Below are 25,883 nucleotides of genomic sequence, written 5' to 3' on the forward strand. Positions count from 1 at the left end.
GCGTAGAGTGAGGTCTCATTGTTGCTAGCGCGCAGGGCAATTCACGAACGCCAGGGGCTCAACCTGGCGTTGCAGTCCTTCCAATATCGGGCCAGCGATGGTGCAGATAGATCCAAGCCATCATGCCCACGCACATCATGAGCAGCGATGCGAAGGCCAGCAAGACCGTTGAGTGCATTACCAAAGGGACCAGGATGCCCGCCACAATGCCGTTCGCAGTAGAGCCGACAAACGCTTGCATGGACGAGGCCATGCCGCGGCGCTCGGGGTGAAGGTCCAGCACCAGCAGGGTCACTACCGGCACCATCAGTGCCCAGCCAAACGCAAAGACCGCAATCGGCAGCAGTGACCAGGCCGCGTGCACGGGAAAGAGCAGATTAGCTCCCAGATTGAAGACGGCTACGGTAAACATGATCACAAAGCCGTGCCGTATCTGTCGTTTTGGAGCGATCTTGCCGGCCAGACGCCCGCTCAGCCACGCGCCGCCCATGATGCCCGAAATGGTCAGTAGAAAGAACCAGAAGAACTGCGTGGGGGCTAGTGCAAGGTGTTCGCCCAGAAAGGCAGGTGCTGCCAGTACGTACAGGAACATCCCATTGAATGGAACGCCGCTTGCGAGCGCCAGCAGCACAAATCGAGGGCTTGACCCCAGCTGCCAGTACCCCCGCATCAGATGGGGCACATTGAACGGCTGGCGATGCTCGACCTGCAATGTTTCGGGCAGGAGCCTGAAGTTTGCGACCCAGAGCACCACACCCACGCAGGTCAGAAACCAGAAGATGCTGTGCCAGCCTGCATGTACAAAGAGCCAGCCGCCCACGATGGGAGCGATGGCTGGGGCTATGCCAAAGTAGATCGTCACTTGGCTCATCACCTGCTGCGCCCGCGCTGGGGGAAACATGTCGCGGATGACCGCACGCGACACCACAATGCCTGCGCCCGTAGACAAGCCCTGCAATGCCCTGAACGCTATGAGCTGGCCGATGCTTTGTGACAGCGCGCATCCAGCCGAGGCTAGCGTGAACATGGCGATCCCGCACAGGACCACCGGTCGCCGGCCAAAGCTGTCTGCGAGTGCTCCATGGAAGAGGTTCATGAACGCAAAACCAAAGAGATAGGCCGAAAGGGTCTGTTGCATCTCCACCGGGGTGGCGCCCAGAGCACTGGCAATGCCTGTGAAGGCAGGTATGTAGGTGTCAATCGAGAAAGGCCCCAGCATGCCCAGTACGGCGAGGAGGGCAGCGAGGGTCCATTGGGGGGCGCGCCAAAGTGTGTGGGCGTTGGGATTCATCGGGTGGGCAACGGGTAGAACATCGGGCGTGGGCAGGGGGCTCGGACAGGGCCGATGACGGCTGTTGCGGCAAGAGCCGCTGTCAGGACTTGGTTCTCTGCGGCAGCAGTTGGCCCCCGGATGAAAACCGGTACCTCCCCTCCATCCAGCCCAGTCCGAACAGGGCCAGAGTCTGTTCATAGTACGCCGTGGATCGCACGGGATTCGCGACGAGGCGGCTGAGCTGCGCTTTCAATGCAGCACTATCGCCTTGCGCCTGCAAAAAGGGCAGCATCGCTGCCGTAAAGCCTGCCGGACCGGGGCCTGAGCCCTGTCCTGTCAGTACATCAATCGATTCAGGTGGGTACCCCTGTTCGCGCACGTATCTCGCCATGGGGGCCAATGCAGAAAGCAAGGGCTTGCGGCCAGGTGCGGCAGGGTGCAGCATGCCTGCCCACAGGTAGACGCGAATCGCGTTGTAGGCGCCCTGGCCTTTTTCCTTGCCTTTTTCGTCAATGAGAAAGCCTTGCCGTGCGTCGTACAAGGTCCAGTCAGGGGCGTAGCCTTTGGGGGAGGCTCCCACGATGATTTTTTCAGAACTTCGAGTGAGCTGCCTCCAGGCAGGGAGGGGGTAGAGCGTGGCCAGCCGTTGCATGACCTGCAACGGCATATAGCTTGGGTTGAGTTTCCATCGGCCTTCGGCCTCCACAAAGCCGCTTGGCGCAGGGAGCAGGCTCGGCCCCAGGCCAGGGAGGTCTGCGGTCTCCTCTGCAATGATGCGGGCGGCCAGACGAGCCCCCAAGGCGCGATATTGCGGGGCGTTCCACAGGCGTGCAGCCTCGCCCAAGACATAGGCAATCCAGATGTCAGCGTCGGAGGCCGCATTGCTGTCAATAACGCCCCAGGTTCCGTCCGGTCGACGGCCCCACAGCCACGCGGGCAGGCGTGCGCCCAGGTCTCCGCCGCTCAGGTTGTTTTCGGTCCAGCGCAGGAGGGTGTCGAAACCCTTGCGGTCATTGGCGACCAGGGCAAAGAAAAGCCCATAAGCTTGGCCTTCCGAGTAGGTGCGCCCTCCCTCCCCGTCGTCCGAGATCACCCGGCCTTCCTCGCTGGTGAATTGGGCCTTGAAGGTATCCCAGGCAGGCCATTGGCCGCCGCGCGCCAAACCCGTCACTGCGAGCGCCTGCCCTTGCGCGTGTGACAGAGTGGCGGGCACGAGCAAGCCCAGTCCTGTGAGAAGTGCTGTCCGCCTCTGGAGCATTGGAGTCATAAAAATCCTCGTGTTGCAATACCAACAGGAACGGGTTCTTCGGGATAGCCTATGGCGCACAGCGCACAGCGCATATATGCAAGCAAGATGAGGTTATTTTGTAACCTGAACATGCTGCTGAGAACGGAACCAGTCGAGGGAGAGGGGTGTTGCGCCTCTTTCGTAGCCAGAAAAAACAAAAAAGCCGACGCTACATTGAAGTAGCACCGGCTTTGTGCGCCTTGCGGCTTTTGTTTGGTGGGTCCTGAGTGACTCGAACACTCGACCTACGGATTAAGAGTCCGCTGCTCTACCAACTGAGCTAAGAACCCAAACTTTTTACAAATCTGTCTGCATCACTGCAGAGCCTCGAATTATGCACTAGTTTTTTGTGGCTTGGCAAGCAACCCAGAAAATTATTGCATGGCATTGCGGCTGGCGAGTTCGACAAACAGGCCACTGTGGTCCAGTTCACCCAGGCCATGATCTACGCCTTCTGCATAGAGGGACTCGAACAGGGCTGTGATGGGCGCGTCGAAGCCGATCTCGCCGGCCGTCGCCAGGGCGTTGCGCATGTCCTTGAGCTGCACGGCCATGCGGCCGCGTGGGGCAAAGTCACGCTCCACCATGCGCTGGCCATGCAGTTGCAGGATGCGGCTGTCTGCAAAACCTCCCTGAATGGCTTCGCGCACCTTGGCCATGTCTGCGCCGCCCTTGGCTGCAAACAGCAATGCCTCGGCCACCGCGCCGATGGTGATGCCCACGATCATCTGGTTGGCCAACTTGGTGAGCTGGCCCGCGCCGTGCGGGCCCACATGGGTGGCGCGGCCGCAGGCGGTGAACACGGGCTGGGCCTGCGCAAAGTCTTCAGGGCGCCCGCCCACCAGGATGGCGAGCGTGCCGTTTTCTGCTCCCACCGTCCCACCTGATACAGGTGCATCCAGGTGGGCCAGGCCCATCTCGCCCAGGCGGGCGGCGTGGTCCCGTGCTTCGCGGGGCTGGATGGAGGCCATGTCGATGAAGAGGGTGCCTTTGCGCATCGCCTTGGCCGTTCCGGATTCGAACAGGACGTGTCCTACGACAGGGCCGTTTTCCAGCAGGCTGATCACCATATCGGCGTTCTGGACCGCTGCGGTGGGCGAGGCATGGACGGTGATGCCAAACGCTGTCAGGGGCTCCGCCTTGGCTCGGGTACGGTTCCACACCTGGACCTGATGGCCGGCTTCCTTGAGGCGGCGTGCGATGGGGCGGCCCATCATGCCAATGCCCAGGACTGCAATGCGAAGCGGGGTGGTGGTCATGGCGTCATTCATCCGGGATCGTTGTCTCTGTGTGCATCATGTGCCTTTTTGGTGCATCACCCTGTCACGGAGCTTGCAGCATGGCTAGATTGGAATGATGATGCCGCACAGCCCCAGGAGACCCTACCCATGACCTTGCCCCTGCATGACCCCGCCTGGCTGGAGCGCATGTACAACAACCGTGCTCTGGTGCCCGACCACATGGACTACCTGCAGCGCTGGGCACGGGATTCTGCGCAGGTGCGGGCCAACGTCCCTTGTGTGCTGGATGTGGCCTATGGCAGCGGTGCAGGGGAAACCCTGGACGTGTTTCCGTCTGCACGTACCACGGGCGGGCCGGTGCCTGTGCTGGTGTTCATCCATGGCGGCTACTGGCGGTCGCTCGACAAATCCGATCACTCGTTCATTGCGCCGCCTTTTACCCAGGCCGGGTTTTGTGTGGTGGTGGTGAACTATGCGTTGTGCCCAGGCACCCCCGAGGCGCCGGTGACCATTCCGCACATCGTGCGGCAAATGGAGAAAGCACTGGGTTGGGTGTGGCACCACGTTGCCGCCCATGGGGGCGACCCGAAGCGGATTACCGTGGCAGGGCATTCGGCGGGAGGCCAACTGGCGGCCCTGCTGCTCACCAGTGTTTGGCCGCTGATCGGTGACGGTCTGCCGGATGGGCTGGTGCGCAATGCGCTGTCGATCTCCGGGGTCCACGATCTGGAGCCCATCATGCACACCCCCATGTACCAGACGGTGCTGAACCTCACGGAGCAGCAAGTGCTGCAGTGCAGCCCGGCGCGCCTGCTGGAGCCCGCCATCGGTACGCTCTATTGCGCCGTGGGGGCGGATGAAAGCCCCGAGTTCCTACGGCAGAACCAGTTGATGCAGAACGCCTGGGGCAGCCACTTCGTGCCCCGTAGCGTGGCATTACCCGGACTGCACCACTTCAGCATCGTCGATGCCCTGGCCCAGCCGGGGCACGACCTGCACCACATGGCGCAAAACCTGCTGCGGGCCTGACCTCGCGTTGATCTCGGCCCGGGTGCTGGTTTACATCAGCAGGTGCTCACCCGCGTTGTCGCCGCCCAGGATCACATAGTTGACCTTGCGCACGTCCATCAGCTTGGTGCCGCCAGCGTAGCTGATGGAACTTTGCACATCCTGCTCCATCTCGATCAGCGTCTCGGCCAGCTTGCCCTTGATGGGCTCCAGGATGCGCTTGCCTTCCACGTGCTTGTACTCGCCCTTGTTGAAGTCGCTGGCTGAGCCGTAGTACTCCTTGAACAGAGCGCCGTCCACCTCCACCGTCTTGCCGGGGGACTCTTCATGGCCTGCGAACAGCGAGCCGATCATCACCATGCTGGCGCCAAAACGGATGCTCTTGGCGATGTCGCCATGGCTGCGGATGCCACCGTCGGCAATGATGGGTTTGGTGGCCACGCGGGCACACCACTTGAGGGCAGATAGCTGCCAGCCGCCCGTGCCAAAGCCGGTCTTGAGTTTGGTGATGCACACCTTGCCCGGGCCCACGCCTACCTTGGTCGCGTCGGCACCCCAGTTTTCCAGGTCGATGATGGCTTCAGGCGTGGCCACATTGCCAGCAATCACAAACGCCTTGGGCAGGTGCTGCTTGAGGTAGCCAATCATGTTCTTCACGCTGTCGGCATGCCCATGGGCGATGTCGATGGTGATGTATTCGGGCGTGAGGCCCAGGGCCACCAACTGGTCCACGGTGTCGTAGTCGGGTCGTTTGACGCCCAGTGAGATCGAGGCGTAGCAGCCCTTGGCGTGCATGTCCTTGACGAACTGGAGGTTGTCCAGGTCAAACCGGTGCATGACATAGAAGTAGCCGTTCTGGGCCATCCAGGTACAGATCTTTTCGTCCACCACCGTTTTCATGTTGGCGGGTACCGCGGGGATGCGGAACGAGCGGCCGCCCAACTCCACACTGGCGTCGCATTCCGAGCGGCTTTCCACGCGGCATTTGCGGGGCAGCAGCAAAACGTTGTCGTAATCGAAGATTTCCATGAGATTCCAAGCTCCTTTGAAAAGGTCGCCTGCGAAGGATTTCGCGGGCGTGGGCGCTTGGCTTGGGACCGGCTTTGTGGGCACTGGCGTGGTGGCCAGCTCCGAACCCCGCAGATTGCGCGGGCACAAAAAACCGGGCGTCAAGAAACTTGGGCCCGGTGATTGATTCTACCCGCCTGCCTGGCAGACCCTATAACCGTGCGGGTATGACCGTTATCACCGATGTCATCGGCAGGTGGACTGCGCAGCCGCCAGGACGCTGCCCTGGGCGTCCTGCACCCAGCCCACCAAACGCAGCCGCTCGGCCTGTGCGCCTTCCGGGATGCGCATGGACCGGGTTTCCATCCATTTCATTTGCTCTTTTTTTGATAGCTTTTCGCGCTTTTCCCACGTGCCGTGGAGCATGTTTCGAACCATATTTCGTGCCACTTTCGTGCCTTCGGTGCCTGCAGGCACGGATTCGACAAGCAGCAGGTAAAAGTCCATGGCTCCGGGCGTTGCGACGTTGCGCTGCAGGGGCGTGAACGCGATGGCCACGCCCAGGTAGTCGTTAAACGGCATGCCGTGGGCCACGCGCAGGCGGGCGGGCGTGGCGGCCTCGATGGCGGCAGTGTGGACATCGGTGGAGACAGGGGGCTTGCGGCCCAGGGTCTGCAGGCGGGCCAGGGCGTCGTTGGTGGCGGCGGCCGACAAGGGCGCTTCGTCACCGGCCTTGCCCGGCACGATCCAGTCCAGCACCGCCACGCCCGCCGTGGCAGAGGGCGCGGGGGTGGCCGCATCGCTCCAGCAGACTTCGCAGTCGGCACTGATGAAGCGCTCGAAAATGGCCACGGGCTGTGGGATGCCGTCACTGCTGCAGCTGGCCTGGGCCAGCGCTGAGGCTGTGTAAGTAAGGACCAGGACGCTGGCCAGGGTGCGGGCAATGTTTTTCATGGTCGGGTGGGGGAGGGCGCCGGGGCGCTTTCTACAATGGCCGCATGTTCCCACAAGACCCGTTCCCGGGTGCACCCGAAGCCCTGGTGCCCCCACACGCTGCTGCGGCCTCGGCTGCATCGCCCCTCCTGGCCAATCTGAACGACGAGCAACTGGCGGCCGTCACGCTGCCCGCAGGCCACGCACTGATACTGGCGGGCGCAGGCTCGGGCAAGACGCGTGTGCTCACCACCCGCATTGCCTGGCTGCTGCAAAACGGCTATGCCACGCCCGGTGGCATTCTGGCCGTCACTTTCACGAACAAGGCCGCCAAAGAGATGGTGGCGCGTTTGTCCGCCATGCTGCCGGTGAACGTGCGCGGCATGTGGATCGGCACCTTCCACGGCCTGTGCAACCGCCTTTTGCGCGCGCACCACAGGGCGGCGGGCCTGTCGCAGTCCTTTCAAATTCTGGACACGCAAGACCAACTCTCGGCCATCAAGCGCCTGTGCAAGCAGCACAACGTGGACGACGAGCGTTTTCCGCCCAAACAGCTGGCGTATTTCATTGCCAATTGCAAGGAAGAAGGCCTGCGCCCTGCCAACGTCGAGGCGCACGACAGCGACTCGCGCAAGAAGGTCGAGATTTACCAGCTGTACGAAGACCAATGCCAGCGCGAAGGCGTGGTGGACTTTGGCGAGCTGATGCTGCGCAGCTACGAGCTGCTGCGCGACAACGACCCGATCCGCGAGCACTACCAGCGCCGGTTTCAGCACATCCTGGTGGACGAGTTTCAGGACACCAACAAGCTGCAGTACGCCTGGCTCAAGCAGCTGGCGGGCAACGAGGTGGGCGGGCGCTTTGAGGCGCGCGGCAGCGTGATTGCCGTGGGCGACGACGACCAGAGCATCTACGCCTTTCGCGGTGCGCGCGTGGGCAACATGACCGACTTTGTGCGCGAGTTCGACGTGCAGCGCCAGATCAAGCTGGAGCAGAACTACCGCAGCTACAGCAACATTCTTGATTCGGCCAACGCCCTCATCAGCCACAACAGCCGCCGCCTGGGCAAGAACCTGCGCACCACGCAGGGCGCGGGCGAGCCCGTGCGCGTGTACGAAGCCAGCTCTGACCTGGCGGAGGCGCAGTGGATGGTCGATGAGATCAAGCAACTCGTGCGCAACGACGGCTTTGAGCGCAAGGAAATCGCCGTGCTCTACCGCAGCAATGCGCAAAGCCGGGTGATCGAATCGGCGCTGTTCAATGCCAGTGTGCCCTACCGCGTGTACGGTGGACTGCGGTTTTTTGAGCGTGCCGAAATCAAGCACGCGCTGGCTTACTTGCGCCTGCTGGAGAACCCACACGACGACACTAGCTTCACCCGCGTCGTCAACTTTCCGCCGCGTGGCATTGGCGCGCGCAGCATCGAAGTGCTGCAGGACGCAGCCCGCGCCGCAGGTTGCTCGCTGCACGACGCGGTGAGCGCCGTGCCCGGCAAGGCGGGCGCTAACCTGGGCGCGTTCGTCGCCATGGTCGATGTGCTGCGCGAGCAGACCCAAGGCCTGAACCTGCGCGGCATCATCGAGCAGATGCTCGAATCCACGGGCTTGGTGGAGCACTTCCGCACGGAGAAGGAAGGCGCCGACCGCATCGAGAACTTGCAGGAACTGGTCAACGCTGCCGAGAGTTTTGTCACGCAGGAAGGTTTTGGCCGCGACGCCGTGGCCCTGCCACTGGACGAGCATGGCACGCCGCTCACCCAGAGCGCCCAAAGCCCGGTCAGCCAGGGGCTGGACCCCAACGCACCGGTGCTGGACGAACCCCTGAAGCCCGCCGTGCCGGGCATCGTGGACGCCGACACCGGCGAAACCCTCTCACCCCTGGCCGCCTTCCTGACCCACGCCGCGCTCGAAGCGGGCGACAACCAGGCCCAGGCTGGCCAAGACGCCGTGCAGTTGATGACCGTGCACGCCAGCAAGGGCCTGGAGTTTGACGGTGTGTTCATCGGCGGCATGGAAGAGGGCCTGTTCCCCCACGAAAACTCCGCCAGCGAGCGCGATGGTCTGGAGGAAGAGCGCCGACTGATGTATGTGGCCATCACCCGCGCCCGCAAGCGCCTGTACCTGAGCCACTCGCAAACGCGCATGCTGCATGGGCAGACGCGCTACAACATCAAGAGCCGCTTTTTTGACGAGCTGCCTGAGGCCGCACTCAAGTGGATTACGCCCAAGCAGCAAGGGTTTGGATCGTATGCTCCTAATTCAGGAGCTGGTAGCGCTTATCCATCAAGCGCTAGAGGTCAATTTGGCTTTAAATCCGAGACCTTTGCCAGCCCACCGGTGCCCGTGCAGAAGACCGCGCCGTCCCACGGCCTGCGCGCAGGCATCAACGTGTTCCACACCAAGTTCGGCGAAGGCAAGGTGCTGGCCATCGAGGGCACGGGCGACGACGCGCGTGCGCAGGTCAATTTCCCGCGCCATGGCACCAAGTGGCTGGCGCTCAGCGTGGCCAAGTTGACGGTGGTGGATTGACGCTAAGGCGATCGTTTTTGTCGGCAGGTTTATGCGCTTGCATTTTCGTCCGCGCGTGCTCGGCATCGCCTTGACCGTGGTGGCTTGCGCGTCGTTGGCACTCTGGGTGAGTGCATGGCTCTTTCTCATCTCCCAAGAGGACTTCACGCCTAAGCGGGGCACGCTCACCTATTACCTCGGGATTTCCTCGCTGGTGCGCGGCGCTCCTGCGGTGGGGGTTGCGACGGAGCCGGAGTACTTTGGAACAGTGGGTGACGGCAACAAGCAACCACGCTCGGAGGTGTCGTTTGAAGTTTCTCGCAACGATATGGGCCGGGCTGTGGTTGCCGTCAACGCCTACCTGCTGCAAAACGGCCTGCAAGAGCGTGCGTTGGAGCCATCGGAACTGGAGGCTGTGCAAGCGCACAACGGCTACTTTGTGCGTTATGCCGAATACGCGTCTGTGGCGGATGGGGTTGTTGCTGTGACGGTGCAGCCGGTACCCCAGGGGTGTTGTACAGCGTCACGGTCAGCCATTACGAGTGACTTGACCAAGGTGCCGGGTGCCCGGTGCGTGGCAATGGTTTGCTGGGTGCTCTTAAGCCACAGTAAGCTCACCCACCGTCGCTTCCGCCAGCGCCACCGCATCTGCCCCCGCCGCATACCGCAGGCGGTCTGACGCATCATTCACCGCCGCCCACACACCCTCGGCCACATCCTGTTCGGTCGTCACGGCGGCTGGCTGCCCCAGGGCTGCAAAGATTGACTGGGCGTAGGGAGCGTAGGCGGACGGGATCAACCCCTGCATGCGCTCCGCGCCGTTGGCGGTGAACTGGGTGGTGGGCGCGTAGCCGGGCTCGACGAGTTTCACGCGGACGCCAAATGCCGCCAGCTCGAACGCCAGCGACGCTGTGAACCCCTCGATGGCCGTCTTGCTGGCGGTATAGGCTGCCACCAGCGGCATGGGGGCCAGCGTGGCGCTGGACGTGACGTTGACCACCAGGCCTGCACCGCGCTCGCGCATCTGCGGCAACACGGCCTGGGTCATCGCCATGGTGCCGAAGGTGTTGGTGTCGAAGATGTCACGCACCGTGGTCATGGGCGTGGCCTCAAAGGCGCCGAACAGCCCCAGGCCCGCGTTGTTCACCAGTACGTCGATGGGGCCAGCGGCCTGTAAAGCCTGGGCGATGCTGTCGGGCGCTGTGACGTCCAGCGGTAGAACGCGCACGCGGTCTGATGCGGGCAACACGTCAGCGCGCGGGGTGCGCATGGTGGCGATCACGTTCCAGCCCTGGGCGTGAAAGTGGCGGGCGGTGGCCAGCCCGTAGCCAGACGAGCAGCCGGTAATGAGAATGGTCTTCATGGTGAAACTCCTTGGGGATGGTGGATGGGAACAGATGGAAGGTGGTGCAACGATATCGGGCCAAGGCTGGATTAACTACAATCAAACGTCTAATTTTTGTTTGCAGGAGTCCGGATGTGGTGGATCCCCTCGCCCAAGTGATTGCGCTGCTGCGGCCGCGCGCCGTGTTCTCCAAGGTGATCAGCGGCGCGGGCGCCTGGGCCGTGCGTTATGGGGAGTTCGGCAGTCCGAGCTTTTGCACCATGCTGGAAGGCCAGTGCGTGCTGGCCGTGGCGGGGCAAGAGCCGGTGACGCTGGAGGCGGGCGACTTTGTGCTGATGCCCGCGACGCCGGGGTTCACCTTGTCGGGCATGGAGCAGCCACTGGCGCAGCCGGTGTTCATGGACCCCCACCGTTTGCCCGCGCCCGATGGGGAGCACGGGCTGCGCCATGGCACGCCCGACGGCCCGCCGGACATGCGCATGCTGGGCGGCTACTTTGAGTTTGATTCGCCCGACGCCGCGTTGCTGGTGTCGCTGCTGCCGGACCTGCTGCATGTGCGCGGGGTGGCGCGGCTGCCGACCCTGGTGCAACTGGTGCGGCAGGAATGCCTGGCCATGCTGCCCGGCCGAGACCTGGTGCTGGACCGTCTGGTGGAGTTGCTGCTGATCGAGGCCCTGCGGTCGAGCGACGAGGCGGGTGCGCCCCCCGGGCTGCTGCGCGGCCTGGCAGACGCCCGCGTGGCGGTGGGCCTGCGCCTGATGCACAGCGCGCCAGAGCAGTCGTGGACAGTGGATGCATTGGCGCGCGAGGCGGCGTTGTCGCGATCCACATTCTTTGAGCGCTTCTTGCGCGCCGTGGGGGTGCCGCCCATGGAATACCTGCTGGCCTGGCGCATGGCGCTGGCCAAGAAGCTGCTGCGCGGCAGCGACGGCCGCATAGGCATCGACGAAGTGGCCGCGCGCGTGGGCTACAGCTCGGCCAGCACCTTCAGCACCGCATTCAGCCGCCATGTGGGGCTGGCGCCCGGGCGCTATGCGCGCCAGCCGTAGGCGCGCAGGCGGATTGCTCAGTTATTTATAGCTACTAGCGATTTACCAACAAGCGCTAGAGGCATTTTTTGCTTCAATTTTCTACGCTGCCAACACCCAGTGGTTGTCCAGCCGCACGCCTCGCAGGCTGCGGCCATGCGCGTGGCTCACAGGCGCTGCGGCCTGCGCGTTCTGCAGGCTGGCGCCCAAACCGCCCGCCCACAGCGCGCCGCCGTGCACGGCCAGCGGGCAGACGTCGGGCAGCGGCACAAGCCCCCGCCATTCGCCCTGTGGCGTGTACGTGGCAATACCGTTGGCGCGCGGGCAGCTCACGGCCCAACCCGCAGGTGTGGCGGCCATGCTGCCGCCGTAGCCGTGGATGCTTTGCGCGATGTGCTCGGGCGTGGGCACCACCCGCAGAGCGGTGCCGTCGAACAGGGCCAGCACGGGGGCGGCGTCTTTGGCGGCGGTGTCGTCGTGTTCGGCCTGCAGGGCGATGCCCAGGGTCCGAGCATCGGGGCTCCAGGCCAGATGGCGCAGGCTCAGGCGCTGGTCTTGCAGGTGCCATTTGCCCAGCAGACGGCCGGTGTGGCCATCCAGCCGCACGATGGACGAATTCATGGTTGGCAGGTCGCGCTTCACCCGGCCGGTTTCGGGCGCGGTGGGCACGCCGCCGTTGGCAACGATGAGGGTGGGCGCGCCGTGGTGGGTGGTGCGCGTGTCCCAGGTCAGCTCATGGGCGTCGATGCCGTGGGTGGGCCATTCGGCGATTTTTTGCAGGGTGCGGGTGTCGCGCACGCCGACCCAGCTGGCGCCGGTTTCTGCATCCGTTTCGGTGGTGAACAAACGGGCCCCGTCTGCGCTGGCGATAACGTGGCCGTTGAAGCTGCGCTCACCGTCCTGCCACAGCCATTGCGGCTCGGTGCGTTGGCCGGGCCACCACCGCACCAGCCAGTCGCCGGGGCGGCGGGCGGTGGCCAGCACCGAGCCATCGGGCAGCACAAAAAGGCCGTGGGCGCGGGTGGGGACCTCGAGCGATGCGTGGATCTGCAACGACTGCCCGGCGCCCGGTTGCGTGGACAGCAGCCCGATGTGAAAGCTGCCCTCGCGCTCCCACGCGGCGGCCAGGTGGATGGGAAGGCCTTCGGTACTGGCCCATGCCGTGTTGGGCGCTATGGACCAGGCGCCAAGGCTTGCTAGAGTGAGCAGCGTGTGGCGGCGATGGAACTGCGGGAAGCGGGGGGGGCGGCCCAAGGCGGGGGCCACCGCAGAACCGGCTTGGCCGGGCTGCGGGTGGCGTCCCCCTGGGGGGATGGCGCGCAGCGCCTCAGGGGGCGCTTCCAAGCTAGTCACCATCGGCGTCCGAGAATCCAATGCTCACCTGCAGCGCCGGTGCCACTTCGGATTCGGCCAGAAACTTGAGTGCGGCCAGATCCTTCGCGGTCTGCTGGATGGCGGCCTTGTTCTGCACACCCGCTTTTTGCACCTGCGCCATCGATGCATCCACCTTGCCGGTGGCCTGGTGCAGTTTGTCAGCCAGCGGGTTCAGGCCCTTGCCGCGCAAATACATCTCCAGCGGCACCAGCGCCTCGCCGGGCGCGGGTGTGGCGGCGTTCGCAGGCAGGGCGGTCACGCTGCGCAGGCCTGCCCAGGTGGCGGCCCAGGCGGCCAGGGTGTCGCCGCTGGCAGAACGGGGGTAGTCGGGGGTGCGGCTGCCAGATCCCGATCCAGCGGCGCGCAAGGGCTTTTCCATCTGCGCCCAGCGCAGGCGTTCGATGCCGCCCACCCATTGGTTCACAAACTCGCTGATGGCCTGGGTGGACTGCTCCTGTTCGTCCTCGGCGCCCCAGTCGGTGCCTGCGGCGGTGGTGAAGGCTGCTTGCAAGGCGGCGGATTCGCCGGCCACGTCCTGCGCCACTTCGTGTGCGTAGCTGCAGGCAGGGCTGCCGGGCTGCACGGGGCGGGTCCACAGCAGCCATTCCAGCGCGGGCAGGCCCTTGGCGGGGGTGCCGATGCGCTCGAAGGCCTTGGCGCCCTGGGGCTGGGTGACGATGGCTTTTTCTATCAACGCGGGGCGGGTGGGTGTGAAGTCGATGGCGCGCTGGCTGCGGCGGGCGATGACGGGGCCTATCGACACAGCGGTCAGCTGCTCCCATGCGCGCGCTGTGGCCTGCCAAGCTGTGCGCGCGGCGGCCAGAGCCGTCTTGCTGTCACTGGCCTGGGCCTGGCACAGTGCGGCCACGGCGGGCGCCAGGGCGCGGGCGCTCTGGTCAAAGTCTTTGGCGCGGGGCAGGGCCCAATGCCCGTAGATGCCCTGCAGCGCGTGTATGGTGTCGTAGAACGGCACGGCCTCGCGCTGCCAGGCGGGGGCGGTAGCCGCTGTCTGGGCCGGCGTCGCTATGGGGGGCAGTGCGGTCAACAGCAGGGCGGTAGCAAGGAGGTATGTTTTCATCGCCGGGCCGCCCCAAGATGAAAACGCGCCCCCTCGGGGGGCAGCGACCCGCGCAGCGGCGGAGCGTGGGGGCTGGTTTTCATCGCCGGGCCGCCCCAAGATGAAAACGCGGTCCCCTCGGGGGGCAGCGACCCGCGAAGCGGCGGAGCGTGGGGGTCAATACTCATAGCGACTCCACAAATTTCACCAGCGCATCGCGGTCGGCCTTCTTCATGTTCAGCACCTGGTCCTTGGCTGCTTCGGCCTCGCCGCCGTGCCACAGCACCGCCTCCAGCACGCCGCGCGCGCGGCCGTCGTGCAGCAGGCGCGTGTGGCCGTTCACGTCCTTGATCAGGCCGGTGCCCCACAATGCGGGCGTCTTCCACTGGCGGCCGTTGGCGCCAAAGTCGGGCCGGTTGTCGGCCAGGCGTTCGCCCATGTCGTGCAGCAGCAGGTCGGTGTAGGGCCAGATGCGCTGGCCGTTCAGGGCTTTGCTGGTCAGCGTGGGGAAGGGGCCCTCTTTGGTCACGTAGCTGGGTCGGTGGCAGGTGGCGCACTGGGCCTGGGCAAACAAGGCCTGACCGCGTTGTACCTGCACGTCGTTGACGTTACGGCGCGCGGGCGGTGCCAGCGTGGCCTGGTAGAAGATCACGTCGGCGAGGGTCTTGTCGTCGATCTCCACAGCCGGCTGGCCTTGCATGCTGGCGCCTTCCTTGCCACTTTTGCCGCTGGGTGCAGCCAGGCAGTCCTTTTGTGCGGGGGTGCAGGTCTCGTGCGCGAAGTGGCGGGACGTGATGCCCATGTCGCCCAGGAAGGCGCCACCCGTCTGGTGCGCGATGGTGGCCACATTGGCCTTCCAGCCAAATCGCCCTGTCATCGTGCTGCCCGAGGGCGCGTCCCACACTTTGTTGGCTTGGCCTTTGATGGGGCCAGGCGCCGCAGCCTGGTCGGCTGCGTTGGCCAGGATGTCGGCCTCGGCAATCGCTTCGAGCAGGCCCACGCCGATGATCTGCGGCGCAATGCGCGGGCTGCTCATCACGTCCGGGTGCATGGGGCCGTAGCCCAGGTCGGCGAAGCCATACACGGGCTTTTGCAGCGTGTAGGGCGTGCCGTCGGCAAACTGGCCTTTGATCGTTTCGTAGCGCAGCGTGACGCGCCCTTCAGGGCTGACGCCCTGGATGGCCGCGTTGTTGAACTGGTCTCCATACACCGGCTCGGGCTTGGGCCCGCCATGCGCGTCTTTGCCGGGGATGGACAGGCGGATCAGCAGGGCCACGGTCGGGTCCTTGGTCTCGCCCAGGCGGTTGAAGATCGCTGGTGGCTCGCCCCGGCCGTCCTGCACATGGCAGCCACCGCACGAGCGCGCGATGAAGTGCGGGCCCAGGCCATCCCGGGCCTTGGTGGATGCAGGGGCCTCGACCCAGTTGCGGCGAAAGAACGAGTTGCCGATGACAAAGCGCGTGCGTTCCTCATCGGTCAGGTTGGCGGCTGGGAACGAGAAGGCATTGCGCCCGGTGGCGAATACGGTGGCCTCGCCGCCGGTTTTTTCGCCCTGCGCGTCGGGCTGGGGGGCTGCCGTCAGCGATGGAATGCCCAGGCTGCCGAAGCCGGCGAGTGCGACGATGGCGGTGCTGGCAGCCGCCAGGCGCACAGCGCGCTGGCGGCGTTTGGCTCGCGAGATCTGCATGTTCAAGGCTGGACCAGCGTCAACTTGGTGATGCCAATGGCGTTGGCGGCAGCGACCAGGTCTTTGCTTTGTTGTGTGAGGCTGTCGATGGTCTTCTGGATGCGCTGGCGGCCCGGGGCGTCCTTGCCGCCGATGATTTCGCGATCGAACGGGGCCTGAATGCCTTCTGCGGCGACCACCGATGCGGCGATCTGCTGCGTGGTCTTGTCGGCCAGCGCGGCGTCCCTGGCGGCCACCAGGTCACGCAGCGAAGGGCCTTGCAGCACCGTGCCGTTGGCCTGCTTGTACTGGCCCAGCCACACGTTCTGGATGCCCAGTGCGTTGGTCACCGCATCGCGGTGGGTGTTGTCCGAAAAGCACGAGTGCTCGTCTTCCTGGTCCTGGCTGTTCAGCGCCACTTCCAGCCGTTCGCCGGCCAGTTCGCCGCGCGACAGCGAGCCCAGGCCCACCAGCATCTTGCGCACCGATTCCTGGCCGCCTTTGACGAAGCGGGCGCGGTAGTTGTTCTTGGCATCTGGCGCCCAGGCCTTCACCAGCGTGGTGAGGTCGTCAATGAGCAGCTCTGTCACCACGTTCAGGTATTGGCGGCGGCGGTCGGCATTGGGGGCTTTGCCATCCACAAAGTCTTCAAAGCTGCGGTTGCCCGGGCCGGTGTCTGACAGGTCCTGGCCCCACAGGAAGAACTCGATGGCGTGCCATCCCGTGGCAATGTTTTCTTCGCCGCCGCGCTCGTTCTGGGCCGACAGGTTCTTCTTGTTGATGGTGAACTTACGGTTGTTCACCAGCCCGGCGTTGGCCTTGCCTTGCACGCTGTCCACAAACGATTCGTCCATGGGCCAGGCGTTGATGCGGCCTTCAGGGCCGTTGTCGTTGTCAATGGGGCCGCCGTAGAAGCGGAAGGCTTCGGTCTGCCCGTAGAACTCGCGTGCGGCCAGCCAGGTCTTGCGGGCTTCGGCCAGCGTTTCTGCAGAGGGCTTGGCGGTGAATGCCAGCACAGCCGTCTGCAGGGCCTTGGCGGCATTCAGCGTGTCGGTGTAGTTGGCATGTACCAGGTGGCCGTAGTGCGCGGCCACCATGTTGGTGTTCACCGCCTGTGCGTTGGCCGACGGGGCCGGCGCCCCACCTGTCTGCGCTGCTGCGTGAGTGCCATAGGTGCACAGGGCCAAAGCGGCTACCAGGACCGAGGTCTTCAGAAAGGAATGGGGCATGCAGAGGTCTCCGGGGCAAAGGGGCGCGCAGGCCATGGCATGGAAGGCGGGTGGGCCTGCAAGGGCGCTGCGGTGGTCAACGAAGGGGCCGCACTGGCTGAGGGAGCCTGTGCACCACAAGGTGCGAGGGCGTGGCTGGGTGGGCGAGGGCAGGTTTTGATTATACAAATAGTAGTGATTCGTATTTGTGTATTTCCACCTCTGGTGCGACCACCAGCTTGCAGGGACCGACTGTCATCAAACCGCCGCAAAAGCTTCACGGCGATGTCACCCACGGTTTCTACGCTCCATGGGTTTTGTAACCAACAACCCGAGGAACCCCATGAACCACCGTGTGGCTGCGCCAGAGCAGGCGATTGACTTCAACAACGAGAACTCCAACACCTCTGCCAACCCCAGCTTTGATGCGGTGCTGGGCGCTCGCCTGTCGCGCCGTGGCCTTCTGCGGGGCAGCGTGGGCACGGTGGGCACCACGCTGCTGGCGGGCTTTGGCGTGTCGGCCTGCGGCGGCAGCGACGACCCTGCAGTGACTCCACCCCCTGCCGGCCCCAAGCTGCTGGGCTTTGGCGCGGTGCCCAAGAGCCTGGCCGACGTGGTGGCCGTGCCTGCAGGCTACACCGCCAGTGTGCTGTTTGCGCTGGGCGACCCCATTGCAGCAGGCGTGGCTGCCTACAAGAACGATGGCACCGATGGTGACTTCGACAAGCGCGGTGGTGACCACCACGACGGCATGGAATGGTTTGGTCTGGGTGCTGACGGCAAGCGCAACGACAACGCCATCGAGCGCGGGCTGCTGGCCATCAACCACGAAGCCACCACCGACGAGAAACTGTCGTCCCACTTTCTGCATGCCAACGGCGGCACGACCACCTTGCCACGCCCTGCGGCCGAAATCGACAAGGAAACGGCGATCCACGGCATTGCCGTGATCGAAGTCGCCAAGTCGGGTGGCAAGTGGGCCTACGTGCAGAACTCTGCGCTCAACTTCCGCCTCACGGCACTGAGCCCCATCGAGATCTCGGGCCCTGCGCGTGGCAATGCGCAGATGATCACCAAGTTCTCCCCCACGGGCACCACCACACGCGGCACGCTGAACAACTGCGGCACGGGCAAGACGCCCTGGGGCACGTTCCTCACCGGTGAGGAAAACTGGTTTGGTTACTTCACGCGTGGCGCTGCCGACGATGCCGCACGCGGCAACGACAAGAGCGTCACGGCCCTCAAGCGCTATGGCCGCAACCAGGGTGCTGCATCGCGCCACGGCTGGGAGAGCGGCGGTGCCGCCGACCAGTACCAGCGCTGGAACAACAGCAAGACTGGCACCTCGGTGGACGGCAGCGATGACTACCGCAACGAGATGAATGGCATGGGCTACATCGTCGAGATCGATGCCTACGACAAGACCCGCATGGCCAAGAAGCGCACGGGCCTGGGCCGCTTTGCGCACGAAAGCGCGGCGTTTGGCAAGGTTGAGGCAGGCAAGCCGCTGTCGGTGTACATGGGTGACGATTCGCGCGGCGAATACATCTACAAGTTTGTGTCCACCGCGCTGTGGAATGCCGCCGATGCCAATGCCGCCGACCGCATGGCCGTGGGCGACAAGTACCTGGACAGCGGCAAGCTGTATGTGGCCAAGTTCAACGCCGATGGCACGGGCACCTGGGTCGAGCTGGCGCTGGCCAACACCGCCATCAGCGGCTATGCAGCCTACAAGTTTGCCGACGCAGCCGACATCGCCATCAACACCCGCCTGGCGGCCGATGCCGTGGGCGCCACCAAGATGGACCGCCCCGAATGGAACGCCGTGAACCCCGCCAACGGCGAGATCTACTTCACGCTGACCAACAACAGCAACCGCAGTGTGAACCCCACGGGTAGCCAGTACCTGCCAGACGCCGCCAACCCGCGTGCCTACACCGACATGAAGGGCACCTCGGCACAGACCGGCAACCCCAATGGCCACCTGGTGCGCATGAAGGAAGGCGCCTCGGTCTCGGCTTTTACCTGGGACGTGTACCTGTTCGGCGCCGAAGCCGGGGCCGACAAGGCGCTGGTCAACATCTCGTCGTTGACTGCTGACCAGGACTTCTCCAGCCCCGACGGCCTGGCCTTCAGCAAGGCCACCGGCATCTGCTGGATCCAGACCGACGACGGTGCCTACACCGACGTGACCAACTGCATGATGCTGGCCGCTGTGCCCGGCCAGGTGGGTGACGGCGGCAAGAAGACGCTGAGCTACACCAAGACCGACGGCACCAAGCTGGACATCGTGACCCCCGTGGGCAAGGCTGCCACCGAAAGCACGCTCAAGCGTTTCCTGGTCGGCCCCAAGGGCAGCGAAATCACCGGCGTGGCTGAAACGCCCGACGGCAAGGCCATCTTCGTGAACATTCAGCACCCCGGTGAAGGCACCGCCTTGGCCAATGTGGGCGACGCCACCAAGTACCAGAGCCAGTGGCCCGCCAACGCAGGTTACGGCGCAGGCAAGCGCCCCCGCTCTGCCACCATCGTGATCACCAAGAACGACGGCGGCGTGATCGGGACCTGATCCCCCGCTAGTTCGTTTTTTGACCGACCCGGCCCGCTGGCCAGGGGGTTGCCACCAACAGGGCAACCCCCTGGCCAGTGGGCCTTGTGCGTTGCGGTGGGCGCGTTGCCAGGGGCGCCGTAGCTGGGTCAGTAGGTGCTGGTGTCGCCGGGGGGCGGTGGAACGGCGCGGGTGGGGGCCGTGGGTGCCGGCGGTGTGGTTCCTGGCGTTGTGCCGCCGGGCGCGGGGTAGTTCATCTGCCCGCTGCCGTCTTTGGTGCCCTTGCGCCCGGCAATCTGCCAGGCCGTGCGCTGGCCGATGAGGCCGGCCAGAAACTCCAGCTCTTCGTCGGTGTGGTTGATGGCACCTGCAGGGGTCAGAAGGCGGCCGTCGCGCGGCGCAGGCTCGGCCCAGAACGACTGGTGGTAGACCGACTGACTGACCACGCTTTCGTTGCCAGCGGCCAGGTCCACCGTTCCATAGCAGTTGCAGAAGTAGCCCCGGTGGTCCAGCTCGGGGAACACCTCGGCATACACACCCGTGCCCCGGATACCCGCCGTGGCGGTGGGCAAAATCACCTGCCGGTCGGTGCCTTGCCCCCACACGCTGGCCACCGCGCCGGTCAGCACCCGCAGCACCTTGACGGCGGCCGGCGTGTCGCCCTCCAGCGCAAGGCGTGTGTTCTGCCGCACCATGAAAGCGCTGTTGCCCACGGCAAAGATGGCGGTGGAGCCCGGCCCCGTTTCGATGCGGTCACCGGCGGCGATGCTGCCCTGTGCCGTCAGCGCCTGCCCATTGCGCAGCACATCCCCGCGCACTTCGACGATGTTGCTGCCCGATTGCGCCTGTGCGGCCATCCACCCGCCAGCGGCCACCCACGCGGCGGCTGCCTGCAACAGGCTGCGCCGCCGGTGCCAGAGAAGCTCGTTGTCAGTCCGGCCCAGGAGCAGGGGAGTCAGGTGGTGGTGTGTCATGGGGCGGCTCGGGTTCTGGGGTTGAAGGGGGCTCGTAGCTGTCACGGAAGGTGAACACCACCGACGTGAAGAACATCGCCGCCATCATCAACGCGGCACCCAGCATGATGCCGCCAGCCGCCGATGCCGCAAGCCCCGCCGTAGCCAGCAGTGCCGACACCAGCGCCACCACCAGCCCCCCCAGCAGAAACACGCCCAGCCAGCCCAGTCCATAGACAAGGAATGCGCTGAAGTTGCGCACGCAGGCCACGATGCTGAAGAACAGCGCCTTGACCGGAGGCACGCCATGCCAGTGCACCAGCCCCGGGGCATGCCAGAACAGCAGCGACAGCGGCAGGTACAGCACCATGGAGAGCCACATCGCGCTCTGGAACGCCGGGTCTTCGGCCACTTCCTTGCTGAGCTGGGCACCGCCCAGGTACACCTTGGCGAACTGCCCGCCGTCGATCAGGGCCGACAGGCCCATTACCGCCAGAAAGCAAGCCGCATACAGGGCGCCCAGCACCAGCATGTCACGCAGCCGCTGCTGCCCGGTGCGAAACGCCACCAGCAGCACGGCCGGTGTGGGAAACCGACCCTGCGAGGCTTGCGCCGCCGCCACCATCATGGCCAGGGTGGCCGATGGCAACAGCATCAGCGCCACCGCAGGGCCGACCAGTGGAATCATGGAGGCCAGCGACATGGACGCCATGGTCATGAAAAACAGCGCTGCCAATGCCATGGGCTGCTTCCAGAACGTCCGTATACCAAGCTTGACCCAGGTCATGCCAGTGCGGGCGGGGACGATGTGGAGTTTCATGAAGGTGCTGCTGAAGAAAGGTGGGGCCTGCGCCCGGGCATTGCCGGCAGCCAGAAGGCCGCCCATGGCAGTGCAATAGCTTGGAATTTACCCCAGCGGCCCATTCCGGCCACTGCACAAGGGCTCAGGCGTGCACTGGGTGTGCAAGGCGAGCACGCAAGACGCGCTCGAAATGGGTGGGGTCGTGCGGCGTGAGCATCGAGGCTTCGCGCGGCAGGTAAAAGTCCCACAGGCGCGAGATCCAGAACCGCAAGGCACCGGCGCGCAGCATGGCAGGCAGCAGTTCGCGTTCGGCCGCGTTGAGCGGGCGCACTGCCTGGTAGGCGTCCAGCATGCGGGTGGCGCGCTCTGCGTCGTGCGCGCCGGTGGCCAGGTCGATGCACCAGTCGTTCAGACACACCGCCAGGTCAAACAGCCAGGTGTCCACGCCCGCAAAGTAGAAGTCGAAGAAACCCGTGAGCTCCTCGCCATCGAACATCACGTTGTCGCGGAACAGGTCGGCGTGCACGGGGCCCCTGGGCAGTGCGGCATACGTGGCGCTGGCCGCCACATGGTTCTGGTAGGCCAGCTCAGACCGCAGCAGGGCGGCCTGGGCCGAATCGATGTGGGGCAGCACCACGGGTACGGTTTCGTTCCACCAGGGCAGGCCGCGCAAGTTGGGCTGGTGCCGGTCAAACCCACGCCCCGCCAGGTGCATGCGGGCCAGCATGGTGCCCACGGCCGCGCAGTGCACGCCCTGGGGTGCGAGCTGGCTTTTGCCGCGCAGCTTGTTCACCACCGCAGCGGGTTTGCCACACACGGTGTGCAGGATGTCGCCGTTCTTGTCAGCACGCGGGTCGGGCACGGGCACGCCGCCGTGCGCCAGGTGTTTCATCAGGTACAGGTAGAACGGCAGTTGTGCCGCCGTGAGGCGCTCGAACAGCGTGAGCACGAACTCGCCCTGGTCGCTGGTCAGAAAGTAGTTGGTGTTCTCGATGCCACCCTCAATGCCGCGCAGCTCTACCAGCTCACCCAGTTGCAAACGGCGCAGCAGCTCGCGCGCCTCGGTGTTGGAGACTTCGGTAAAAACGGCCATCGCTCAGGGGGGTTACAAAGAAATGAAAAACTGGCAGAAGAAGGGCAGGGCGTGCAGCGGCTTCATGGGGGCAGCGCGGTGGCGCTGCCAAATACCGCAGTCGCCGCAGGGGCCTCAGAACTTCAGCACGTTCCAGACACGCGGGGCGGTGGTGGTCTCGGCGCCGCTGTTGCTGCCTGCGCGGCTGCGTGCGCCATCGGGCGACTGCACTTCATAGCCGGGCATGTTGCCGGTCTTGGGCTGCACCGAAATCGTCTGTGTTTGCCCGCCCACACGCAGCTCATCAACGCGGCTGCCCGCGTCTTCCACCTGGATGCGCTCGGTGCGCTGGTTGGTGCGGCCTGCAGATTGCTCTTGATTTGAGAGCGCTTCGCGCTTGTCCGTCCTGCCCTGAGGGGCATTTTGGCTTGAGTTCTGGGCCAGGGCGGTGCCGGAGGCAATGCCCAGCAGCAAAAGGAGGTAGAGAGCGCGCATCGGGCGATTGTAGAGCGCTGCCTGGGTGGAGTCCGGCCGTGCACAATCCGTGCATGACTGACAAAAAGACCCTGGTGCTGGTGGACGGCTCCAGCTACCTCTACCGCGCCTTCCACGCCATGCCCGACCTCCGGGCGGTGCCGGGCGACCCCACAAGCCCTGCCACCGGTGCCATTCGCGGCATGATCAACATGATGCAGGCCCTGCGCAAGGAGGTGGTGACCGACTACGCCGTGTGCGTGTTCGACGCCTCGGGCCCCACCTTCCGTGACGCCCTGTACACCGAATACAAGGCCACGCGCTCGCCCATGCCCGACGACCTGCGCAGCCAGATCGAGCCCATCCACCAGGTGGTGGACCTGCTGGGCTGGAAGGTAGTGGCCGTGCCCGGCGTGGAGGCCGACGACGTGATCGCCACCTTGGCCCACGTGGCGGCCGCACAGGGCATTGAGGTCATCGTGTCCAGCGGCGACAAGGATTTGAGCCAGCTGGTCAATGAGCACATCACCATCATCGACACCATGAGCGGCAAGCGCCGCGATGTGGCGGGCGTGACGGCAGAGTTTGGCGTGCCGCCTGCGCTGATGGTGGATTACCAGGCACTGGTGGGCGACACCGTGGACAACGTGCCCGGCGTTACCAAGGTGGGGCCCAAGACGGCCGCCAAGTGGCTGGAGGAATATGGCTCGCTCGACAATCTGATTGCCAACGCCGACGCCATCAAGGGCGTGGCGGGCAACAACCTGCGCGAGGCCATTGCCAGCGGCCAGCTGGCCTTGAGCCGCCAGCTCGTCACCATGAAGACCGACTGCGCGCTGGCCGACTACATCCCCGGCCTGCCCGCGTTTGACGACATCACGCTCGACGCGCCAGACAACGCTGGCCTGCTGCCGTTTTACGAACAATACGGCTTCAAGGGCCTGGCCGCTGCCATCAAGGGGGCCGCAGCCCCCGCCGCTACAGCCCCCACCGTCGCCATGCCCGGCCAAAGCGGCGACCTGTTTGCCGACCATTCCGCCAGCACCGTGGCCGAAGAAGCCCAGCACCGCACCGTGGTGTACGACACCATCCTGAACTGGGCGGACTTTGACCAGTGGCTGGAGCGTCTGCACAAAGCCCCGCTCACGGCCATCGACACCGAGACCGACTCCCTCGACGAAATGCGTGCGCAAATCGTCGGCATCTCTTTCAGCGTACAGCCCGGCGAGGCCGCCTACATCCCCCTGCGCCACGAAGGCCCCGACGCGCCCGCGCAACTGCCGCTGGATGATGTGCTCGCCCGCCTCAAGCCCTGGTTGGAAAACCCCAAGCACCACAAGCTGGGCCAGCACATCAAGTACGACCGCCATGTGTTTGCCAACCACGGCATCGAGGTGCAGGGCTACGCGCACGACACCATGCTGCAAAGCTACGTGCTGGAAGTGCACAAGCCCCACAACCTGACCAGCCTGGCCGAGCGCCACACTGGCCGCAAAGGCATCACCTACGAAGACCTGTGCGGCAAAGGCGCGCACCAAATTCCGTTTGCCCAGGTGCCGGTGGACAAAGCCGCCGCCTACTCGTGCGAAGACTCCGACCAAACTCTGGACGTGCATAACGCCTTGTGGCCCCTGCTGCAGGCCGATGACAAACTGCGCTTCATCTACGAACTGGAGATGCAAAGCAGCGAGGCCCTGTACCGCATCGAACGCAACGGCGTGCTCATTGACGCCCCCACCCTGGCCGCCCAAAGCCACGAACTGGGCCAGCGCATCCTGCAGCTCGAAACCGAGGCCTACGAGATTGCAGGCCAGCCCTTCAACCTGAGCAGCCCCAAGCAGCTGGGCGAAATCTTCTTCGACAAGCTGGGCATGCCGGTGGTGAAAAAGACGGCCACTGGCGCCCGCAGCACCGACGAAGAAGTGCTGGAAAAGCTGGCCGAGGACTACCCCCTGCCCGCCAAGCTGCTGGAGCACCGGTCGTTGAGCAAGCTCAAAGGCACCTATACCGACAAGCTGGCGCAACTGGCCCTGCCACGTACAGGCCGCGTGCACACGCACTACGCGCAGGCTGTGGCGGTGACCGGGCGCTTGTCCAGCAACGACCCCAACCTGCAGAACATCCCCATCCGCACCCCCGAAGGCCGCCGTGTGCGCGAGGCCTTTGTGGCCCCCGCAGGCCGCGTGATTGCCAGTGCCGACTACTCCCAGATCGAGCTGCGCATCATGGCCCACCTGAGCGGCGACCACTCGCTGCTGCACGCCTTCCACGCCGGGCTGGACGTGCACCGCGCCACTGCCGCTGAAGTGTTTGGGGTGGAGGTCAATCAGGTCACCAGCGAGCAACGCCGCTACGCCAAGGTCATCAACTTTGGCCTCATCTACGGCATGAGCAGCTTTGGCCTGGCCAAGAACCTGGGTATAGAAACCAAGGCCGCCGCCGCGTATATCGACAAGTATTTCCAGCGCTACCCCGGCGTGAAGCAGTACATGGACGACACCAAGGCCGCCGCCAAGTCCATGGGCTATGTCGAAACCGTGTTTGGCCGCCGCCTGTACCTGCCCGAAATCAACTCCCCCAACGGTCCCCGCCGCGCCGGGGCCGAGCGCGCCGCCATCAATGCGCCCATGCAGGGCACAGCGGCCGACCTGATCAAGCTGGCCATGGTGGCGGTGCAAAAAGAGCTGGATGCTCATAAGCCCAGCATCCAGATGATCATGCAGGTGCACGACGAACTGGTGTTCGAGCTGCCCGAGAGCGAGGTGGACTGGCTCAAGACCCACATCCCGCGCCTGATGGCGGAAGTGGCGGCGCTGAAGGTGCCGTTACTGGCGGAGGTGGGAGTGGGGGCTAATTGGGATAAGGCGCATTGAGGCGGGCAGCCTGATTCTGTGCACTGAATGCGAACAAGTGTTGTGCTCGGACTGGAATCCGCCCCTGCTTGGTAAGCGCTGGATGCTATTAAATCTGAAGTGATTGCCTCCTGCGCTTTTCTTACTCCTCTCCGTGGGTAAGGTGCCTGCCCCTTGTGCGGCCCAAGCGGTGATGTTTAACTTTGCTCCCGGTAGCGCGTGTCACGAGCTGTTGGTCAGATACCT

20 protein-coding genes and 1 tRNA gene are annotated in these 25,883 nt (G+C 64.7%); 6 read left to right on the forward strand and 15 right to left on the reverse strand.

Translation table 11 applies throughout. The features are described from left to right. Positions 1-58: 58 nt before the first annotated feature. The 4 genes from LPA35_RS09175 to LPA35_RS09190 all read right to left on the reverse strand — a co-directional run bounded on the left by LPA35_RS09175 (position 59) and on the right by LPA35_RS09190 (position 3,820). Positions 59-1,291, reverse strand: a complete 1,233-nt coding sequence (locus LPA35_RS09175; RefSeq protein WP_228896826.1) for a multidrug effflux MFS transporter — start codon at positions 1,289-1,291, stop codon at positions 59-61. An 82-nt stretch (positions 1,292-1,373) separates the two neighbouring features. After that, positions 1,374-2,486, reverse strand: a complete 1,113-nt coding sequence (gene bcsZ / locus LPA35_RS09180; protein WP_228896601.1) for a cellulose synthase complex periplasmic endoglucanase BcsZ — start codon at positions 2,484-2,486, stop codon at positions 1,374-1,376. 289 nt (positions 2,487-2,775) lie between these two features. Further along, positions 2,776-2,851, reverse strand: a tRNA-Lys gene (locus LPA35_RS09185). Between the two features lie 84 nt (positions 2,852-2,935). Continuing rightward, complete coding sequence (locus LPA35_RS09190; protein WP_228896603.1) at positions 2,936-3,820, reverse strand: NAD(P)-dependent oxidoreductase; 885 nt, start codon at positions 3,818-3,820, stop codon at positions 2,936-2,938. Positions 3,821-3,949: 129 nt separating this feature from the next. On the opposite strand from LPA35_RS09190, the gene LPA35_RS09195 reads away from it, so the two are divergent. Continuing rightward, a complete protein-coding gene (locus tag LPA35_RS09195; protein WP_228896605.1) occupies positions 3,950-4,831 on the forward strand; it encodes an alpha/beta hydrolase in 882 nt (293 codons plus the stop codon). Between the two features lie 30 nt (positions 4,832-4,861). On the opposite strand, the gene LPA35_RS09200 is transcribed toward LPA35_RS09195, so the two are convergent. Both LPA35_RS09200 and LPA35_RS09205 read right to left on the reverse strand, forming a co-directional pair. Next, on the reverse strand, positions 4,862-5,839 hold the full coding sequence (locus tag LPA35_RS09200) for a GMP reductase (RefSeq protein WP_228896607.1): 978 nt from the start codon (positions 5,837-5,839) through the stop codon (positions 4,862-4,864). 225 nt (positions 5,840-6,064) lie between these two features. After that, positions 6,065-6,772, reverse strand: a complete 708-nt coding sequence (locus tag LPA35_RS09205) for a hypothetical protein (RefSeq protein WP_228896610.1) — start codon at positions 6,770-6,772, stop codon at positions 6,065-6,067. Positions 6,773-6,816: 44 nt separating this feature from the next. On the opposite strand from LPA35_RS09205, the gene LPA35_RS09210 reads away from it, so the two are divergent. Both LPA35_RS09210 and LPA35_RS09215 read left to right on the forward strand, forming a co-directional pair. Beyond that, positions 6,817-9,279, forward strand: a complete 2,463-nt coding sequence (locus LPA35_RS09210; protein WP_228896612.1) for a UvrD-helicase domain-containing protein — start codon at positions 6,817-6,819, stop codon at positions 9,277-9,279. Between the two features lie 37 nt (positions 9,280-9,316). Then, positions 9,317-9,937 carry a hypothetical protein gene (locus LPA35_RS09215; protein ID WP_228896614.1) on the forward strand — a complete coding sequence of 207 codons (621 nt, stop codon included), beginning with the start codon at positions 9,317-9,319 and terminating at the stop codon, positions 9,935-9,937. Here the strand turns inward: LPA35_RS09215 and LPA35_RS09220 are convergent. Continuing rightward, positions 9,857-10,621 (reverse strand): SDR family oxidoreductase, encoded by a 765-nt coding sequence (locus LPA35_RS09220; protein ID WP_228896616.1) that lies wholly within the window; start codon positions 10,619-10,621, stop codon positions 9,857-9,859. The two genes, LPA35_RS09215 and LPA35_RS09220, sit on opposite strands and share 81 nt — an antisense overlap. Before the next feature lie 116 nt (positions 10,622-10,737). On the opposite strand from LPA35_RS09220, the gene LPA35_RS09225 reads away from it, so the two are divergent. Then, positions 10,738-11,652, forward strand: coding sequence for an AraC family transcriptional regulator (locus LPA35_RS09225; protein ID WP_228896617.1), 915 nt, complete (start codon positions 10,738-10,740; stop codon positions 11,650-11,652). Positions 11,653-11,733: 81 nt separating this feature from the next. Here the strand turns inward: LPA35_RS09225 and LPA35_RS09230 are convergent, their stop codons facing one another. The 4 genes from LPA35_RS09230 to LPA35_RS09245 all read right to left on the reverse strand — a co-directional run bounded on the left by LPA35_RS09230 (position 11,734) and on the right by LPA35_RS09245 (position 16,957). After that, complete coding sequence (locus LPA35_RS09230) at positions 11,734-12,885, reverse strand: DUF1513 domain-containing protein (RefSeq protein ID WP_370641397.1); 1,152 nt, start codon at positions 12,883-12,885, stop codon at positions 11,734-11,736. Between the two features lie 91 nt (positions 12,886-12,976). Next, positions 12,977-14,083, reverse strand: coding sequence for an imelysin family protein (locus LPA35_RS09235; RefSeq protein WP_228896619.1), 1,107 nt, complete (start codon positions 14,081-14,083; stop codon positions 12,977-12,979). A gap of 163 nt (positions 14,084-14,246) precedes the next feature. Beyond that, positions 14,247-15,749, reverse strand: coding sequence for a di-heme oxidoredictase family protein (locus tag LPA35_RS09240; protein ID WP_228896621.1), 1,503 nt, complete (start codon positions 15,747-15,749; stop codon positions 14,247-14,249). Positions 15,750-15,751: 2 nt separating this feature from the next. Continuing rightward, positions 15,752-16,957, reverse strand: a complete 1,206-nt coding sequence (locus LPA35_RS09245) for an imelysin family protein (RefSeq protein ID WP_228896623.1) — start codon at positions 16,955-16,957, stop codon at positions 15,752-15,754. A 322-nt stretch (positions 16,958-17,279) separates the two neighbouring features. Between LPA35_RS09245 and LPA35_RS09250 the strand changes: the two genes are divergently transcribed. Further along, positions 17,280-19,505 (forward strand): PhoX family phosphatase, encoded by a 2,226-nt coding sequence (locus LPA35_RS09250; RefSeq protein ID WP_121420835.1) that lies wholly within the window; start codon positions 17,280-17,282, stop codon positions 19,503-19,505. A gap of 128 nt (positions 19,506-19,633) precedes the next feature. On the opposite strand, the gene LPA35_RS09255 is transcribed toward LPA35_RS09250, so the two are convergent. From LPA35_RS09255 to LPA35_RS09270, 4 genes are all read right to left on the reverse strand, one after another. Next, a complete protein-coding gene (locus tag LPA35_RS09255; protein ID WP_228896625.1) occupies positions 19,634-20,458 on the reverse strand; it encodes a FecR family protein in 825 nt (274 codons plus the stop codon). Beyond that, the gene (locus LPA35_RS09260; protein ID WP_228896626.1) at positions 20,415-21,257 is read right to left on the reverse strand and encodes a BPSS1780 family membrane protein; all 843 of its coding nucleotides are present in this window, start codon (positions 21,255-21,257) and stop codon (positions 20,415-20,417) included. The genes LPA35_RS09255 and LPA35_RS09260 overlap by 44 nt, the downstream gene beginning before the upstream one ends. Positions 21,258-21,381: 124 nt before the next feature. Beyond that, positions 21,382-22,332, reverse strand: a complete 951-nt coding sequence (locus LPA35_RS09265) for a homoserine kinase (protein WP_055401042.1) — start codon at positions 22,330-22,332, stop codon at positions 21,382-21,384. A 114-nt stretch (positions 22,333-22,446) separates the two neighbouring features. Continuing rightward, positions 22,447-22,806, reverse strand: a complete 360-nt coding sequence (locus LPA35_RS09270; RefSeq protein WP_228896628.1) for a hypothetical protein — start codon at positions 22,804-22,806, stop codon at positions 22,447-22,449. 53 nt (positions 22,807-22,859) lie between these two features. Between LPA35_RS09270 and polA the strand changes: the two genes are divergently transcribed. Further along, the gene (gene polA / locus LPA35_RS09275) at positions 22,860-25,658 is read left to right on the forward strand and encodes a DNA polymerase I (RefSeq protein WP_228896630.1); all 2,799 of its coding nucleotides are present in this window, start codon (positions 22,860-22,862) and stop codon (positions 25,656-25,658) included. Positions 25,659-25,883 lie beyond the last annotated feature (225 nt).

This window comes from Acidovorax sp. Leaf73 (assembly GCF_916855635.1).
In the GTDB taxonomy this organism is placed as follows: domain Bacteria; phylum Pseudomonadota; class Gammaproteobacteria; order Burkholderiales; family Burkholderiaceae_C; genus Acidovorax; species Acidovorax facilis.